At 41.6% G+C, this 17,703-nt stretch carries 19 protein-coding genes; all 19 read left to right on the forward strand.

Annotation, left to right across the window (positions count from 1 at the left end):
- The first annotated feature begins 230 nt into the window (after window positions 1-230).
- The 19 genes from trmJ (at window position 231) to bamB (ending at window position 17,599) form a co-directional block, all read left to right on the forward strand.
- Entirely contained in the window at window positions 231-971 is a 741-nt protein-coding gene (gene trmJ / locus I3259_RS04025; protein ID WP_238028441.1) for a tRNA (cytosine(32)/uridine(32)-2'-O)-methyltransferase TrmJ, read from the forward strand.
- A 110-nt stretch (window positions 972-1,081) separates the two neighbouring features.
- Complete coding sequence (gene iscR, locus I3259_RS04030) at window positions 1,082-1,597, forward strand: Fe-S cluster assembly transcriptional regulator IscR (RefSeq protein WP_107206458.1); 516 nt, start codon at window positions 1,082-1,084, stop codon at window positions 1,595-1,597.
- Between the two features lie 31 nt (window positions 1,598-1,628).
- On the forward strand, window positions 1,629-2,843 hold the full coding sequence (locus tag I3259_RS04035) for an IscS subfamily cysteine desulfurase (protein ID WP_238028442.1): 1,215 nt from the start codon (window positions 1,629-1,631) through the stop codon (window positions 2,841-2,843).
- Window positions 2,844-2,876: 33 nt separating this feature from the next.
- Window positions 2,877-3,263 (forward strand): Fe-S cluster assembly scaffold IscU, encoded by a 387-nt coding sequence (gene iscU, locus I3259_RS04040; protein ID WP_006646316.1) that lies wholly within the window; start codon window positions 2,877-2,879, stop codon window positions 3,261-3,263.
- A gap of 18 nt (window positions 3,264-3,281) precedes the next feature.
- Window positions 3,282-3,605, forward strand: a complete 324-nt coding sequence (gene iscA / locus I3259_RS04045; RefSeq protein WP_005369297.1) for an iron-sulfur cluster assembly protein IscA — start codon at window positions 3,282-3,284, stop codon at window positions 3,603-3,605.
- An 86-nt stretch (window positions 3,606-3,691) separates the two neighbouring features.
- Window positions 3,692-4,207 carry a co-chaperone HscB gene (gene hscB, locus I3259_RS04050; RefSeq protein WP_238028443.1) on the forward strand — a complete coding sequence of 172 codons (516 nt, stop codon included), beginning with the start codon at window positions 3,692-3,694 and terminating at the stop codon, window positions 4,205-4,207.
- Between the two features lie 33 nt (window positions 4,208-4,240).
- Window positions 4,241-6,094, forward strand: coding sequence for a Fe-S protein assembly chaperone HscA (hscA, locus tag I3259_RS04055; protein ID WP_238028444.1), 1,854 nt, complete (start codon window positions 4,241-4,243; stop codon window positions 6,092-6,094).
- A 2-nt stretch (window positions 6,095-6,096) separates the two neighbouring features.
- Window positions 6,097-6,438, forward strand: coding sequence for an ISC system 2Fe-2S type ferredoxin (gene fdx, locus I3259_RS04060; protein ID WP_005369292.1), 342 nt, complete (start codon window positions 6,097-6,099; stop codon window positions 6,436-6,438).
- Between the two features lie 87 nt (window positions 6,439-6,525).
- Window positions 6,526-6,729: a Fe-S cluster assembly protein IscX gene (gene iscX, locus I3259_RS04065; RefSeq protein WP_238028445.1), complete on the forward strand. Its 204-nt coding sequence runs from the start codon at window positions 6,526-6,528 to the stop codon at window positions 6,727-6,729.
- A gap of 188 nt (window positions 6,730-6,917) precedes the next feature.
- Entirely contained in the window at window positions 6,918-8,201 is a 1,284-nt protein-coding gene (pepB, locus tag I3259_RS04070) for an aminopeptidase PepB (protein ID WP_238028446.1), read from the forward strand.
- Window positions 8,202-8,279: 78 nt separating this feature from the next.
- On the forward strand, window positions 8,280-9,557 hold the full coding sequence (gene pepB, locus I3259_RS04075) for an aminopeptidase PepB (protein ID WP_238028447.1): 1,278 nt from the start codon (window positions 8,280-8,282) through the stop codon (window positions 9,555-9,557).
- A gap of 64 nt (window positions 9,558-9,621) precedes the next feature.
- Entirely contained in the window at window positions 9,622-10,050 is a 429-nt protein-coding gene (gene ndk / locus I3259_RS04080; RefSeq protein ID WP_238028448.1) for a nucleoside-diphosphate kinase, read from the forward strand.
- Window positions 10,051-10,325: 275 nt separating this feature from the next.
- On the forward strand, window positions 10,326-11,447 hold the full coding sequence (locus tag I3259_RS04085; RefSeq protein ID WP_238028449.1) for a bifunctional tRNA (adenosine(37)-C2)-methyltransferase TrmG/ribosomal RNA large subunit methyltransferase RlmN: 1,122 nt from the start codon (window positions 10,326-10,328) through the stop codon (window positions 11,445-11,447).
- 56 nt (window positions 11,448-11,503) lie between these two features.
- Window positions 11,504-12,262, forward strand: coding sequence for a type IV pilus biogenesis/stability protein PilW (gene pilW, locus I3259_RS04090; RefSeq protein ID WP_238028450.1), 759 nt, complete (start codon window positions 11,504-11,506; stop codon window positions 12,260-12,262).
- The gene (gene rodZ, locus I3259_RS04095) at window positions 12,252-13,298 is read left to right on the forward strand and encodes a cytoskeleton protein RodZ (RefSeq protein ID WP_238028451.1); all 1,047 of its coding nucleotides are present in this window, start codon (window positions 12,252-12,254) and stop codon (window positions 13,296-13,298) included. The genes pilW and rodZ overlap by 11 nt, the downstream gene beginning before the upstream one ends.
- A gap of 15 nt (window positions 13,299-13,313) precedes the next feature.
- Window positions 13,314-14,435, forward strand: a complete 1,122-nt coding sequence (gene ispG / locus I3259_RS04100; RefSeq protein WP_238028452.1) for a flavodoxin-dependent (E)-4-hydroxy-3-methylbut-2-enyl-diphosphate synthase — start codon at window positions 13,314-13,316, stop codon at window positions 14,433-14,435.
- Window positions 14,436-14,530: 95 nt separating this feature from the next.
- Entirely contained in the window at window positions 14,531-15,799 is a 1,269-nt protein-coding gene (hisS, locus tag I3259_RS04105; RefSeq protein ID WP_238028453.1) for a histidine--tRNA ligase, read from the forward strand.
- A 13-nt stretch (window positions 15,800-15,812) separates the two neighbouring features.
- Entirely contained in the window at window positions 15,813-16,424 is a 612-nt protein-coding gene (locus tag I3259_RS04110) for a YfgM family protein (protein WP_238028454.1), read from the forward strand.
- Window positions 16,425-16,435: 11 nt separating this feature from the next.
- The gene (gene bamB / locus I3259_RS04115; RefSeq protein ID WP_238028455.1) at window positions 16,436-17,599 is read left to right on the forward strand and encodes an outer membrane protein assembly factor BamB; all 1,164 of its coding nucleotides are present in this window, start codon (window positions 16,436-16,438) and stop codon (window positions 17,597-17,599) included.
- The last annotated feature ends 104 nt before the right edge of the window (window positions 17,600-17,703 follow it).

The raw sequence follows: 17,703 nt of genomic DNA on the forward strand, positions 1-17,703 counted from the left end.
CTAAAAAAAAAAGGAAGTGGTTATTTTTTCGTCATTGTTCTGGTTGTATTGTACGTTCGCGATAGGAAATACGTATAACTTATTAATAAATAGCGTTGATTATCATCATCTGATTATTGAATAGCGGTAATAGATAATTACTGATATCAAAAACACATGTTTTCACCACTTTTATTATGGCTGTGCTAAAATCTGTCAGCTTTAGTTAATTGTTGGAATGTTGCTTCATCATGTTAGATAAAATTCGCGTTGTTCTTGTTGGTACTTCACATCCAGGTAATATCGGTTCAGCTGCACGTGCAATGAAAGTTATGGGATTGACAAATCTGGTATTAGTTGATCCAGCCTGTGAAATTGACGGCCACACTATTGCACTGGCGGCAGGTGCTGCTGATGTTGTCGAAAACGCAAAAATCGTAAAAACATTAGATGAAGCGGTTGCAGATTGTGGTTTTGTTGTTGGTTCAAGTGCACGCTCTCGCACGCTTGAATGGCCACAATTAGACCCTCGAGAGAATGGTATTAAAGTGGTTGCTGAATCCAATCAGCATCCGGTCGCTATTCTTTTTGGTCGTGAGCGAACAGGATTAACTAATGAAGAATTACAAAAGTGTCATTGTCATGTCTATATTCCAGCGAACCCTGAATATAGTTCGTTAAATTTAGCAATGGCAGTACAAACAGTAAGTTATGAAGTCCGTATGGCTTATTTGGATTCTCAAAAGCATACGGGTAAAACGGAAGTTGAAGAATATCCTCGCGCTCAAGAGCTTGAAATGTTTTATGAGCACCTCGAAAAAGTCACTCGTCAAACCCGCTTCATAAATAAAAATCATCCAGGTGTAGTGATGGCTAAATTACGCCGTCTATTCACTCGTGCTCGCCCAGAACAGCAAGAGTTGAATATTTTACGTGGTATTTTATCGTCAGTAGAAAAGACGATAGAAACGCTGGAAAAGAACAAAAAATAACCGCTTAAATCGAGTGGTTTAATAACCAACCAAAACAGTCGGGTAAATACTTGACCATTTTGGTTGGTTATGAGAAGCTTGCTTAAAATATTCAAGCAGGTAGCAGTGTTATGAAGTTGACTTCAAAGGGAAGATACGCGGTAACAGCAATGTTAGATGTTGCATTACACTCGCATAATGGACCGGTTCCATTAGCGGATATTTCAGAGCGCCAAGGAATATCGCTGTCTTACTTAGAACAATTATTTTCGCGTCTTCGCAAAGCAGGTCTAGTAACCAGTGTACGTGGTCCTGGCGGTGGTTACCGTTTAGGCGAAGAAGCATCGGATATTGCTGTCGGTATGGTTATCGCAGCGGTTGATGAATCAGTTGATGCAACCAAGTGTCATGGAAAAGGGGACTGCCAAGGTGGTGCTCGTTGTTTAACTCATACGTTATGGCATGACCTAAGTGATCGCATTAGCGGCTTTTTAAATAACATCACTCTTGGTGAGTTGATGAAAGATAATGATGTACAAAGCATTTCTGATCGTCAGGATGAAATCCTACAAGGAAATAGCAAAGCATCTTTTGGACATAAAAAATCACACGACAGCGCCACAATAGGTGTCGATGTCCGCTCCTAGAGACCAGACGTTCGTGTTTTCGGAGAAGAAAATGAAACTGCCAATATATTTTGATTACTCAGCTACTTGCCCTGTTGATCCTCGCGTTGCCGAGAAAATGATGCAGTGCCTAACTATGGAAGGTAACTTCGGTAACCCAGCGTCACGCTCTCACCGTTATGGTTGGCAAGCAGAAGAAGCAGTAGATACTGCTCGTGAACATATCGCTGATTTAGTAAATGCAGATCCTCGTGAGATCGTATTTACCTCTGGTGCAACGGAATCTGATAACTTAGCGATTAAAGGCGCTGCACACTTTTATAGCAAAAAAGGTAAGCACGTTATTACCTGCAAAACAGAACATAAAGCGGTTCTTGACCCATGTCGTCAGCTAGAGCGTGAAGGTTTTGAGGTTACATACCTTGAGCCAGAATCAAACGGTTTGATTGATTTAGCTAAGCTACGCGATGCTATGCGTGAAGACACAGTTCTAGTTTCAATTATGCATGTGAACAATGAAATTGGTGTGGTACAAGATATCACTGCAATTGGTGAACTATGTCGTGAAAATAAAACAGTTTTCCACGTAGATGCTGCACAGTCAGCAGGTAAATTACCAATTGATGTACAAGCAATGAAAGTTGATTTAATTTCTTTCTCTGCGCACAAAATTTATGGTCCTAAAGGTATTGGTGCACTATATGTTCGCCGTAAGCCACGTATTCGCCTAGAAGCGCAAATGCATGGTGGCGGTCATGAGCGCGGTTTCCGCTCTGGTACACTACCAACTCACCAAATCGTGGGTATGGGTGAAGCATTCCGTATTGCTAAAGAAGAAATGGAACAAGATTATCAGCATGCGGTTAAATTACGTGATCGTTTGTTAATGCGTTTAGAAGGCATTGAAGAAATGTCTATTAACGGTGACTTAGAGCAACGCGTACCCCAAAACTTGAACATTAGCTTTGCGTTCGTTGAAGGCGAATCTCTGTTAATGGCATTAAAAGATCTTGCTGTATCATCAGGTTCAGCTTGTACATCAGCAAGTTTAGAGCCTTCTTATGTACTTCGTGCATTAGGTCTTAATGATGAACTAGCACATAGCTCTATTCGTTTCTCATTTGGTCGTTTCACGACGGAAGAAGAAATTGATTATGCAGCCGCTCAAATTAAAGGTGCAGTAGATAAACTACGCGAAATGTCACCACTTTGGGATATGCATAAAGAAGGTATTGATTTAAACACAGTTGAGTGGGCACACCACTAATCTGCGGTTAGACTGTTTTCGAGGAAATTTATCATGGCATATAGTGAAAAAGTCATCGATCATTATGAAAATCCGCGTAACGTGGGTTCATTTGACAAAGATGATCAAAATGTAGGTAGCGGCATGGTGGGTGCACCAGCATGTGGCGATGTAATGAAACTTCAGATAAAAGTAACTGAAGAAGGCATTATCGAAGATGCAAAATTCAAAACCTACGGTTGTGGTTCTGCAATTGCTTCTAGTTCACTTATCACTGAGTGGGTTAAAGGCAAAACATTAGATGAAGCCGCATCAATCAAGAACTCTGCAATTGCTGAAGAACTTGAGTTGCCACCGGTTAAAGTTCACTGCTCAATTCTTGCAGAAGATGCAATTAAAGCGGCAGTTAGCGATTATAAAAAGAAACACGAGCAAAAATAACTTTCTGAGGTTTGTTGTATGGCCATTACTATCACTGAAGCGGCAGCAAGTCGCGTATCGACTTTTTTAGCTAATCGTGGCAAAGGCCTTGGTTTACGACTAGGTGTTCGCACTTCAGGATGTTCTGGAATGGCTTATATCCTTGAGTTTGTAGATGAACTCGATGAAGGGGATCAAGTCTTCGATGAAAAAGGCGTTAAAATTATCGTTGATGCAAAAAGTTTAGTTTACCTTGATGGAACTGAATTAGATTTTGCCAAAGAAGGCCTAAATGAAGGTTTTCAGTTTAACAACCCTAACGTATCTAGCGAATGTGGTTGTGGCGAAAGCTTCAACGTATAAACGTTTTTAGTGTTTCAGTTGAACCTGACTGCTAATCGTCTTTGGCGAGTTAGTTGTCAGGTTTAATTTTTATTAATGGTCGTAATATGAATCATTTCGAATTATTCGGGTTACCTTTCCTGTTTGAATTGGATAACAGCCTTCTTGCCAGTCAGTTTCGAGAATTACAGCGTCGCTTTCACCCTGATAATTATGCGACAGCGTCCGTACGTGATCGTTTGTTGTCAGTTCAAAAAGCTGCGCAAATTAACGATGCATTTCAAACGTTAAAAAATCCGGTATCACGTGCCGAATACATGTTGGCTGAGCGTGATGAAGATATTCGTGGTGAACAAAAAACCTTGCAAGATATGGATTTTTTAATGCAGCAAATGGAGTTGCGTGAAGCATTAGAAGCGATTCCTGATTCATCAGATCCTGAAAGTGCGTTATTTGATTTTGAGCAGCAAGCTTCTGCGATGTATAAAGAACAATTGGCGCAACTTGCTGAGTTATTGAATAATGAACAATGGCTCGAAGCGGCTGATGGCGTACGAAAATTAAAATTTATTGTAAAATTGCGTGATGAAGTTGAGCGCCTTGAAGAGTCGCTATTCGATTAATCATCCACATGCGTTATTTAGATAGGAATGACAATGGCACTGTTACAGATTGCTGAACCGGGTCAAAGTGCTGCACCGCATCAACACAAGTTGGCTGTGGGTATAGATCTAGGTACAACGAATTCACTTGTTGCTGCGGTTCGCAGTGGCGTTGCAGAAACATTAAATGATACTGAGGGTCGTGCGATTTTACCTTCTGTCGTTCATTTCGGTGACAATGAAGTCTTAACCGGTGATGCAGCCCGCGCTTTTGCTCAACAAGATCCAACTAACACGATCCTATCAGTTAAGCGTCTAATGGGACGTTCACTGGCTGATATTGAACAACGTTACCCGCAACTACCATACCAATTTGAAGCATCAGATAATGGATTACCTCAGCTTATTACGCGTAGTGGCAATATAAATCCTGTTCAGGTTTCTGCTGAAATCCTTAAATCATTAAGTCAACGTGCGGTTGATACGCTGGGTGGTGAGCTTGAAGGTGTGGTAATTACGGTCCCTGCTTATTTTGATGATGCGCAACGCGCAGGTACAAAAGATGCAGCGAAATTAGCTAACCTCAATGTGCTTCGTTTACTTAATGAACCAACAGCTGCCGCGATTGCCTATGGTTTAGATTCAGGCCAAGAAGGCGTAATTGCTGTCTACGATTTAGGTGGTGGTACGTTTGATATTTCTATTTTACGTCTTTCTAAAGGTGTATTTGAGGTATTAGCGACGGGCGGTGATTCGGCATTAGGTGGTGATGACTTTGATCACTTGTTAGCTACGTGGATCTTAGATCAAGCGGGTTACACTGATGCACTTACAGCGCAGCAACGCCGCGCGCTACAAGACACAGCCCAAGCGGCAAAAGTGGCGTTGACTGATGCTGATAGCGTTGAGCTTGATGTCTTAGGATGGCAAGGTGAGATTAACCGTGAGCAGTTCGATGCACTGATTAAACCATTAGTGAAAAAAACGCTAATGGCATGTCGTCGCGCATTAAAAGATGCGGATATCACTACTGATGAAGTGATTGAAACAGTAATGGTTGGCGGTTCAACACGTGTACCATTGGTTCGTGATATGGTGGGTGATTACTTCGGTAAAACACCGTTAACCTCTATCGATCCTGACAAAGTGGTTGCGATTGGTGCTGCGATTCAAGCTGATATTTTGGTGGGTAATAAGCCTGATTCTGATATGTTATTGCTTGATGTGATCCCACTTTCACTAGGTATTGAAACGATGGGAGGCATGATTGAGAAAATTATTCCTCGTAATACGACGATACCTGTTGCCCGTGCACAAGAGTTTACCACGTTTAAAGATGGTCAAACGGCAATGTCTGTTCACGTTGTACAAGGTGAACGTGAAATGGTGAGTGATTGTCGTTCTCTAGCACGATTTACCCTACGTGGTATTCCAGCAATGGCTGCGGGTGCTGCTCATATTCGTGTTACTTACCAAGTTGATGCTGATGGTTTATTGTCAGTTACAGCAATGGAAAAGAGCAGTGGCGTACAATCCTCTATCCAAGTTAAACCTTCTTATGGCTTATCTGAAGATGAAATTGCGACTATGCTTCGTGATTCAATGACCTATGCACAAGATGATAAAGATGCACGTGCATTGGCAGAACAGCAAGTGGAAGCAGATCGTGTTTTAGAAGGGTTAATCGCAGCGCTTGCCGCTGATGGTGATACCTTATTGAGCACACAAGAGCGTGCCGAATTAGAAACAGTAATGATGGAACTAGTTCAATTGCGTCAGGGATCAGATTCTCGCGCTATTGAAGCTGGAATTAAGAAAACAGATAAAGCGAGCCAAGAATTTGCTTCTCGTCGAATGGATAAGTCTATTCGTCAAGCATTGGCTGGCCAATCTATTGATGAGGTTTAAGCATGCCTAAGATTGTTGTACTTCCCCACGAAGAACTATGCCCTGAAGGTGCAGTGTTAGAAGCAGAATCAGGTGAAACAGTCCTTGATGTTGCACTACGTAATGGTATTGGAATTGAACATGCGTGTGAAAAATCTTGTGCATGTACTACGTGTCACGTTGTGATCCGCGAAGGTTTTGATTCATTAAATGAAAGTGATGAACTAGAAGATGACATGCTTGATAAAGCATGGGGACTAGAGCCTGAATCTCGTCTAGGTTGCCAAGCGCGAGTCGCCGATGAAGATTTAGTGGTGGAAATCCCACGCTATACGTTAAATCTTGCCTCTGAGGCAGCGCACTAATTATAAAAAAGGTTACCATTAGGTAGCCTTTTTTTTTATCTCAGCGTTATTATTAGTTTATCTATCAATATATAAGAAGGTATTTTGATGAGCTTAAAATGGATTGATTCGCTCGATATTGCTATTGAGCTATGTGAACAACATCCTGATGTTGATCCAAAAACAATTCGCTTTACTGATCTTAGTGAGTGGGTACTTGCATTAGATGATTTTGATGATGATCCAACCCGCTGTAGTGAAAGAGTTTTAGAAGCCATTCAAATGTGTTGGATTGAAGAAGCTGAAGAATAAAACCTTGTAATAGAATAAGCATCTAATTGATTGTCAAAACAATTGAATTAGGTGCTTTTTTTATTTTTATTGATAGGCAATTATATTTAATTCTAATTGCAATCAGCGTATTTTACCCTCATAACTATTTATATATAACGCGTGTATCTGTTTAACACTGCGTAGTTGCTACATTCAAGGAGTTTTTAATGTCGACTATCATGGCTGTTTCTCTCACTCAACAAGCCGCGAATGCACAATGGGGCGCAAATGCTTTAGTAAGTTTTGATGCAGAAGGTGCTGTTGTTCATTTAATGGAAAATGAACAACTTGCTAATATCCAACGTGCAGCTCGCCGTTTAGATGCACAAGGTATTAAACAGGTAGAACTTTCAGGTGAAGGTTGGGATTTAGAACGAACGTGGGCATTTATCCAAGGACATCGTACATCTAAGCCTGGTAATAGTGTGGTTTGGTCGGCGTTAAGTGATGGCGATGAAGTCGAATTACAAGCACGAATTAAAGCGACTGAATGGGTTCGTGAAATTATTAACCAGCCAGCAGATGTTGTTCGTCCGTCACAGTTAGCTGCACGTGCTGGTGAGTTTATAAAATCATTAGCGCCAGAACATGTCACTTATAAGATCATTAAAGGTAATGATTTATTGGATGAAGGTTGGAACGGCATTCATGCAGTAGGTCGAGGCTCTGAACATCGTCCTGCCATGCTTCGTCTGGATTATAATCCAACAGGTGATGTTGATGCGCCAGTGTTTGCCTGTTTAGTCGGTAAAGGGATTACATTTGATTCTGGCGGTTACAGCATTAAGCCATCAGCTGGTATGACGGCGATGAAAGCCGATATGGGTGGTGCTGCATTAGCGACAGGTGGTTTAGCATTGGCGATGGCGCGCGGCTTAAACAAGCGTATTAAACTTATTTTATGTTGTGCTGAAAATATGATCTCAGGTCGAGCATTAAAACTTGGCGATATCATTAAGTATAAAAATGGTACTACGGTTGAAATTTTAAATACTGATGCGGAAGGACGTCTAGTCTTGGCTGATGGCTTAATTTACGCAAACAGACAAAATCCAGAATTAGTGATTGATTGTGCGACGTTAACTGGCGCTGCTAAAATGGCGCTTGGCAATGATTACCATGCGTTATTAAGTTTTGATGCTCAGTTGTCTCATACTGCATTAACAGCTGCAGCAGAAGAAAATGAAGGTATGTGGCCGTTACCACTTGCCGATCTTCACCGTAATATGTTGCCATCAAATTATGCTGATCTTGCCAACATCTCAAGTGGTGATTTTATGCCGGGAGCAAGCACGGCAGCAGCATTCTTATCTTACTTCGTTGATGATTATAAAAAAGGTTGGATGCACATTGATGCTAGCGGTACCTTCCGTAAAAGTGCTAATGATCAGTGGTCTGCAGGTGCAACAGGTATGGGTGTAAGAACACTTGCAAACATCTTAACTAAATAAATTACGTATCAACATTAAAAGCCTTCTTATTGTAAGAAGGCTTTTTGCATTATCAGAATAAGAAAGGAAGATCTCATCATGCTCAATGTGTATTTAACAAATGAAGAATCCAATGGTCCTTGGGGATTAAATTCACTACTAAGTTATGCGTCAGATAGTGCGACAGTCCATTATCATTGTGATTTTCCATTACGTCGAATTCAACAGGCTGGTCGCCAAATTCAATCACAAGGTGCACTAGCTGTACGTTTAGTGGGTGATGGTTGGAATTATGAGCGTCAATGGGCTTTTTACTGTGGATTTGCTGCGACTCTTACACGAGTAGACATTCAATGGGCTTCCATTGATGAAGATGAATTAGAGCTGTTAAATGCTCGTCGTCAGTGTTCTGACTGGCTACGCAAAACTGTCAACGCGACACCTGAAGAGATGTCCCCCGAGAAATTAGCACATGAAGCAACATGTTTTCTGAAAAAAATTGGTGGAGACAACATTCACGCACAACAAATTGTGGGTGATGAATTATTAGCTGATGGTTGGGTTGGTATATATAACGTTGGACGCGGTAGTGTACGTCCACCAGTGATGCTTGAAGTGGATTACAATCCTACTGGCGAGCCAGACGCGCCAGTATCGGCTTGTTTAGTCGGTAAAGGGATCACCTTTGATTCTGGTGGTTACAGTTTAAAGCCTAGCGCAGGCATGGTCGCGATGAAGTGCGATATGGGTGGAGCCGCAACGGTTACTGCGGCGTTAGGTTATGCGATAGAGCAAGGGCTACGTCAACGTGTGAAGTTGATCCTATGCTGTGCTGAAAACCTCGTATCAGGTAACGCTTATAAGCTTGGTGATGTGCTAAGTTATAAAAATGGTGTTACGGTTGAAATAGTTAACACTGATGCTGAAGGGCGCTTAGTGTTAGCTGATGGTTTAATTGCGGCTTCTGCGACAGGCGCACCACTGATCATTGATGCCGCGACGTTAACAGGCGCAGCAATGGTTGCAGTAGGTAGTGACTATAATGCAATTTTTGGTTTAGATAAGCCATTATTACAACAAGCACAGCAGTTATCCGAGCTAGTAAACGAGCCTGCATGGCCATTACCGTTAGAAAAGTGGCATCAGGAATACTGTCCATCGCCTTATGCTGATACCGCGAATAGCCGAGTACAAAAAGGTGGTGGTATGGGAGGCGCATCCAATGCGGCAGCGTTTTTATCCCGTTTTGTTGACTCTGAAAATAGTCGTTGGATCCATTTTGATTTAGCGGCATGTTTCCGAGATGGCGGAGATTCGCGCTGGGCTGCTGGCGCTACAGGGCTAGGTCTTGCTAATATTGCTGGTTTGTTGCTGTAACTAAAAATTAGGTATTTATTTTTGGTTTGTTGGAAGCAATAAGACTCAAAAGGAAAATATAATAATGACAATCGAAAGAACTTTCTCAATTGTAAAACCAGATGCGGTTAAGCGTAATCTAATTGGTGCAATCTATCAGCGTTTTGAAAATGCAGGTTTGAATATTGTTGCGTCCAAAATGGTGCATTTAAACAGTGCGAAAGCACAAGGTTTTTATGCTGAGCATGAGGGTAAACCTTTCTTTGATGACTTAGTGGCATTTATGACATCTGGTCCTGTCATGGTTCAAGTGCTTGAAGGTGATAATGCTATTACACGTTACCGTGAACTAATGGGGAAAACCAATCCTGAAGATGCAGCATGTGGCACTATTCGTAGTGATTTTGCATTAAGTATGCGTCATAACTCAGTACATGGTTCAGATAGCCCAGAATCAGCAGCACGAGAAATAGCTTACTTTTTTGCAGAAGATGAAATCTGCCCACGTGGCTAATTCAGCGTTTAAAAGCTATTACGTCTGAATGAAAACGACCAATAGTTAAACTTTGAAAAATAGGTTAACCATATTATTAACGGGAAGGTTTGTCTTCCCGTTGTTGTATGTGGCGTTTTGAAATCGGCAACACTAAAATAACCATAGAGTCTAAGTGTGGAAACCATGCCATAAAGGCTGTACAATTTCGCGCCTTAAACCCGAGATAACAAAGCCATCGATAGAGCTGAGTTATTAAGGCGCAGCAATAGTCATTTTTAGTGAGGCACCAACCGATGACAACTGTCAAAATCAATCTGCTGGATTTCGATCGCAAAGGTCTACGTAAATACTTTGCCGAAGAACTTAATGAGAAGCCATTCCGTGCAGATCAGATCATGAAATGGATTTATCATTTCGGTTGTGATGACTTCGATCAAATGACCAATATCAATAAAAAGCTACGTGAGAAATTAAAGCGTGTTGCTGAAATTCGTGCGCCGTATGTATCAGAAGCACAGTATTCAACTGATGGTACAATTAAGTGGGCAATGCGTGTTGGCGATCAAGATGTTGAAACGGTTTATATCCCTGATGAAGATCGTGCAACATTGTGTGTTTCTTCACAAGTTGGCTGTGCACTAGAGTGTAAGTTCTGTTCAACAGCACAACAAGGTTTCAACCGTAACTTACGTGTATCTGAAATTATTGGTCAGGTATGGCGTGCTGCAAAAGAAGTAGGTATTCAAAAAGAAACAGGTCGTCGTCCAATCACAAACATCGTAATGATGGGAATGGGCGAGCCACTATTGAACATGAAAAACCTGATCCCAGCATTAGAAATCATGCTTGATGATTTAGGTTTTGGTTTATCTAAGCGTCGCGTTACAGTTTCAACATCGGGTGTCGTATCAGGCCTTGAACAAATGATTGATACGATTGATGTTGCTTTAGCCATTTCATTGCATGCACCAACAGATGAGTTGCGTTCTCAAATCATGCCAATTAATGATCGTTGGAATATTGAAACATTTTTGGATGTTGTTCGTCGTTATGTGAATTCAACGAATGCGAACCGTGGTCGAGTAACGGTAGAATACGTGTTGTTAGATCATGTTAATGATGACATGGAACATGCTCGTCAATTAGCGAAAGTGTTAAAAGATACGCCAGCAAAAATAAACTTAATTCCGTTTAACCCGTATCCTGGCTCGCCATATAAAAAGCCAAGTAATTCTCGTATTGATCGTTTCATGAAAACACTGATGGAATATGATTTCACAGTAACGGTTCGTAAAACGCGTGGTGATGATATTGATGCGGCTTGTGGTCAGTTAGTAGGGGATGTTATTGACCGTACTAAGCGTACCCAAGCAAAATTAAATACGGGTGAACAAATTGCAGTAAAAGCGGTCTAAAAACAGACTACTATAAATAACTGCGCAATTTCACATGGATGTTGAGGTGAGCGAAAATGGTACGATGGAGCGTATATCCACTGTTGTCATGCCTATTATTTACAGGCTGTGCGACAGTTGATGTGGTAGACAATGGTAAAGAGTTTGATGCTAAAGCTGCCTCAGAAGCAAGATTGAACCTCGGGCTAAACTACTTAAAAGATGGCCAGTGGGAGCGTGCACGAGAGAATTTGGAAATAGCCTTAAAATATGATCCAAATTATTATCGCGCACAAATTTCGATGGCTTATTATTATCAAAAAGTTGGCGAAAAAGACGCTGCAGAGAAAATGTACCGAAAAGCTTTAAGACATTCACCTAAAAATGGCGATGTTTTGAATAACTATGGTGTATTCTTGTGTAGTGAAGGGCGTTATGATGAAGCCATTGCCGCTTTTGTTAAAGCGATTGAACAACCTTATTATTATCTGATTTCGGCAAGTTATGAAAATGCAGGCTTATGTAGTCGTAAGCAAGGTAATTTAGAAGAAGCGACGGGTTATTTTGAAAATGCGCTTTCCCATGACCCGTACCGACCGAGATCTATGTTGCAACTGGCGCAAGTTGAAATTGAATCTAACAATTTTAAAGATGCTCGCGTACAGTTATTCAAATTTAATAAGAGATATGGGTACACAGCAGACAGTTTGTGGTTACTCATTCAGTTGGAAAGACAAGCTGGACGTTTAACGCAGTCAAACAAATACGCTATTTTGTTGAAAGAGAAATACCCAGATTCTCTGCAATATCAGAATTATTTGGCCAATGAATACTGAAAATAATGAAGAACAAAAAATAACAGAAGGAACACAGCTTCCAGGTGATGTTCTCCGTCAAGCTAGAGAGCAACTTGGCTATTCACAAAAGGATATTGCGAACCGGTTGAGGTTGCGAATTTCTGTTATTGATAACATAGAAAACAATCGATTTGATCAAGCCCAATTAGCCACGTTTACACGTGGCTATGTACGTTCATACGCAAAATATGTCGGCTTGGAAGAAGAAGCCGTATTAGGGTTGCTTGACAAGTGTGGGCACACCAAACCCAAAGCTCAAGAAATGCAAAGCTTTTCGCGTCGAACAAAACGCGAAGCGCATGATAGTCGCATTATGGGATTAACATGGATTCTAGCTGCCGTTTTTGTTGGTGTAACTGCTGTTTGGTGGTGGCAAAATATTCATTTAGAACAAGCGCCAGTAGCTGTAACAACTGCTGAACAAACCGTTGCTCATAAAAAGCAAGAGCAAGGTTCTGATGCCACAATAGTAACCACATTAAACGGTGATGATGCATCAATCAGTGCTACTCAACCAGCAACGGTTGATACCAATGTTGATCACTCAGCATCAACTAGCACTGAACAAAATACCGCCGCATCGACAACATCTGCTGATGCTGCGACAGATTCATCTCCAACAACCACATCGACGGCTGCAACGGGTACAACAGTAGAAACGTCAACAACACCTGCTGGTAATACTGAAACAGCTTCAACATCAGTATCAACAGCAACTGATGCTACTGCCAATGCAGAAACAACAGCTAATGCAACACCTGTTGTTGATGCAACTGCGCCACAGTTACAGTTGAAGTTTTCAGCTGATTGTTGGATAGATGTGCGTGATGCAACGGGTAAGCGATTAGAGTCTGGCATCAAGAAAGCTGGTCAAGTATTAGATTTAGAAGGTAAAGCCCCATTTCGTGTTCGACTTGGCGCACCTAGTGCCGTTAAAATTAACATTAAAGGTCAACCTTTTGATTTAAGTCGTTACCCTGCGTCTAAGCCAGTAACACTTAAGTTACCGCAGTAATGTAGAGAAAGAGCAATGCATAACGAATCACCAATTATACGCCGTCAGTCGAGCCGAATTTATGTCGGTAATGTTCCTATTGGCGATGGTGCACCTATCGCCGTTCAGTCGATGACCAATACTCGTACAACAGATGTTGAAGCCACTGTTGCACAGATCAAGGCATTAGAAAAAGTTGGTGCTGATATTGTACGTGTCTCTGTACCGACGATGGATGCCGCGGAAGCTTTTAAATTGATCAAGCAACAAGTGAATATTCCGCTGGTTGCTGATATTCATTTTGATTATCGCATTGCACTTAAAGTAGCAGAGTATGGTGTGGATTGTTTGCGTATTAACCCTGGTAATATTGGTCGTGAAGATCGTATACGCTCAGTGGTTGAATGTGCGCGTGATAAAAACATTCCTATCCGTATCGGCGTAAATGGTGGTTCTCTTGAAAAAGAGATCCAGCAAAAATACGGCGAACCGACACCTGAAGCACTGGTAGAGTCGGCGATGCGTCATGTAGAAATATTAGACCGTTTGAATTTTGACCAATTCAAAGTCAGTGTAAAAGCGTCCGATGTTTTCCTTGCTGTTGAATCATATCGTCAGCTAGCTAAACAAATTGTTCAACCACTTCACCTTGGTATTACCGAAGCAGGTGGTGCGCGTGCCGGTTCGGTTAAATCCGCCGTAGGTTTAGGCATGCTTCTATCAGAAGGTATTGGCGATACTTTACGTATCTCGCTTGCAGCTGATCCTGTTGAAGAAATCAAAGTTGGTTTTGATATCTTAAAGTCATTACGCATTCGTTCTCGTGGCATCAACTTTATTGCTTGTCCAACATGTTCACGTCAAGAGTTCGATGTTATCAGTACTGTAAATGAGTTAGAGCAACGTTTAGAAGATATCGTTGTTCCAATGGATGTTTCAGTGATTGGCTGTGTCGTAAATGGTCCAGGTGAAGCTGAAGCGTCTCACTTAGGCATTGCTGGCGGTAATCGTAAAAGTGCTTTTTATGAAGACGGTATCCGTCAAAAAGAGCGATTTGATAACGATAATGTGATTGATCAGCTTGAGAGTAAAATTCGAGCAAAGGCATCAATGTTAGATCAAAACAACCGCATTGATGTAAAACAACAAGATATATAATCAAAAAACCATGCTCATATCGGTGAGCATGGTTCACTATTTCAAAAAGAAATTATATATTCGATTCTAATACCCAGCGGTTAACGAGAATAAACGTGGCGAAACAAATTCAAGCAATTCGAGGCATGAACGATTGCCTTCCAACACAATCTCCACTTTGGCAAAAAGTCGAAGGTACAGTTAAACAAGTGATCAGCGCATACGGTTACAATGAAGTTCGTATGCCTATTGTTGAATCAACACATTTGTTTAAACGTGCTATCGGTGAAGTGACAGACGTTGTTGAAAAAGAAATGTACACTTTTGAAGACCGTAACGGTGATAGCTTAACGCTACGTCCTGAAGGGACTGCGGGCTGTGTACGTGCTGGTATCCAAAATGGCTTACTATACAACCAAGAACAGCGTCTTTGGTACATTGGCCCAATGTTCCGTCATGAGCGTCCTCAAAAAGGTCGTTACCGTCAGTTCCACCAAGTAGGTGTGGAAGTATTTGGTCTTAACGGTCCTGATATCGATGCTGAACTGATCATGATGACTGCACGTCTATGGCGTGAGCTTGGCATTAATGAGCACGTACGTTTAGAGTTGAACTCAATTGGTTCACTACAAGCACGTGCTGAATATCGTAAAGCACTGATCGCATTTTTAGAGCAACACTTAGATGTGCTTGATGAAGATGCAAAACGCCGTATGTACACAAATCCATTACGCGTTTTAGATACTAAGAATGCTGCAATTCAAGAAATTTTAGAAGATGCGCCTAAACTTTCAGAGTACTTAGATCCAGAGTCTAAAGAACACTTTGCGGGTTTATGTGAACTATTAGACGCTGCTGGCATCAAATACCAAGTAAATGAACGTCTTGTACGTGGTTTAGATTATTATAACCGCACTGTATTTGAGTGGATCACAGAGAGCCTTGGCTCACAAGGTACTGTTTGTGGTGGTGGTCGTTATGATGGTCTAGTTGAACAACTAGGCGGTAAAGCGACACCTTCAGTTGGTTTTGCTATGGGGCTTGAGCGCCTAGTATTACTAATGGAAGCATTAGAACAAGATGAAGTTCGTCGTTCTGTAGATGTATACATGGTTACAGCAGGTGAAGGCACATTAGCAGCAGGTATGAAGCTAGCTGAAAAACTACGCACTGAAGTACCAGGTTTACGAGTGATGACTAACTTTGGTGGTGGTAACTTCAAGAAGCAATTTAAGCGTGCTGATAACGTTGGCGCAGCGGTTGCATTAGTTCTTGGAGAAAATGAAATAGCTGAAAACTCCGTAGTAGTAAAAGATTTACACGGCGGTGAGCAGACAACCATGGCACAGGATGAGGTTGCCGCAAAGCTGGCAGCATTGATTTAAGAGAGGACAGGAAGTGAACGACTACGCCACAGAAGAACAGCAAGTTGAAGCGATTAAATCGTGGTGGCAAGAAAACGGCAAAGCCGTTGTTCTAGGTGCCGTGATTGGTTTAGGTGGTCTTTGGGGCTGGCGTTACTACCAGTCTGAAGTACATGTTGCAAAACACGTTGCATCTGACACCTATACACAAGTTGTTTCTGCGCTTGATGAAAACAGCAAAGACGCAGTCGCTGAAGCAAAAACGTTTATTGATGCTAATAAAGATAGTCAATATGCGGTACTGACAGCACTACAGCTAGCGAAAGTTCAGGTTGATAATAAAGATCTGGATGGTGCGGTTGAGCAACTTCAATGGGTGATCAATAACACCAAAGATGAGGCTATTTTGCCATTAGCAACAACGCGTCTAGCACGTATTTATGCTGAACAACAAAAATTTGATGAAGCATTGGCTGAACTTAAAAAAGTCACAGTACCAAGCTGGAAGTCGAAAGTTGCTGAATTGCGTGGTGATATCCTGCTTCAAAAAGGTGATATTACAGGTGCACGTGAAGCATATGTAGAAGCTCAGCAAGAAGGTTCATCACCTGCGTTGCAAATGAAGCTTGATGATTTAGCGCAATAAGGCAGATGATGATGCATAAGGTGTTAAAAGGTGTTTTAGCCGTTGCTGTTGCAGTAAGCGTGTTATCGGGTTGTGCAAGTGAAGTCGATTCAGTTCAAATGGCACCATTGCCAAAGGTTGATAATACTTTCACACCAAAAACAGATTGGAGCCGTAGCGTAGGCAACGGTGTTTCTGGTTATTACTCAAAACTTACGCCAGTTGTTGGATTTGATAAAGTATTCGTTGCAGATCGTGATGGTTTGATTGAAGCATTGAATCCTGAAAATGGTAAAGTTGAGTGGGAAACCGACCTAGAAAAAGACAGCAGCGCGAAGTTGACTGGTGGTCTTGTTCTCGGTGATGGCAAACTGTTTGTTGGTACAGCCAATGCAAAAGTCATTGCTCTAGATGCCGATACAGGTAAAGAAGTATGGCGTACAACTGTTGCTGGTGAAGTGTTATCTAAACCGCTTGTTGCTGATGGTTTAGTGGTTGTTAATACCAGTTTAGGTATTTTACAAGCGCTTGATGTTGAAACCGGTGCGTCTAAATGGCAAGTCAGTAATGAAGTACCAACGTTAACACTACGTGGTGATAGCTCACCGGTTGCTGTTTCTGGTGGTGTGTTCTGGGGCTTAGCGAACGGTCGTTTAGCAGGCGCATTAATGTCTGATGGACGTCTATTGTGGCAACAGTTGATTGCTGCACCAAAAGGTTCAACAGAAATTGATCGCTTAGTTGATGTTGATGCGTCACCTGTTATTGCTGGTGATCGTTTATTCGCAGTTGGCTACAACGGAACGTTAGTATCAATTGATCTTCGCTCTGGTCAAATTGCTTGGAAACGTAACTATTCTTCAGCAACTGACTTTGTAGTTGATGGTAGTGAACTATTCTTAGTTACAGCAAAAGATCACATTGTGGCAGTCGATGCGCGTAGCGGTACTGAGTTATGGCAAAATACTGATCTACAATACCGCCAACTAAGTGCACCTGCTGTGATTGATGGTTATTTAGTTGTGGGTGATGCTGAAGGTTATTTACACTGGCTTGATACCCAAAGTGGTGAGTTTGTTTCTCAAGAATCAATAGACGGTAGTGGTATTGCAGTACCGCCTGTTGCACTAGACGATAATGGCTTTATTGTTGTGACCCGAGATGGTGAAATCAACAAAATGCAAATACCGCAATAAAACGGTATAATGTCGCTAGATTAATTTGTCGGCTCCAGCTGCGATATGTAGTTGGAGCCGTTGTTGTTATATCCGTTGAAGATATTATTGTCGGATGAAGGTTT

This window comes from Photobacterium sp. Ph5 (assembly GCF_022129445.1).
GTDB lineage: Bacteria > Pseudomonadota > Gammaproteobacteria > Enterobacterales > Vibrionaceae > Photobacterium.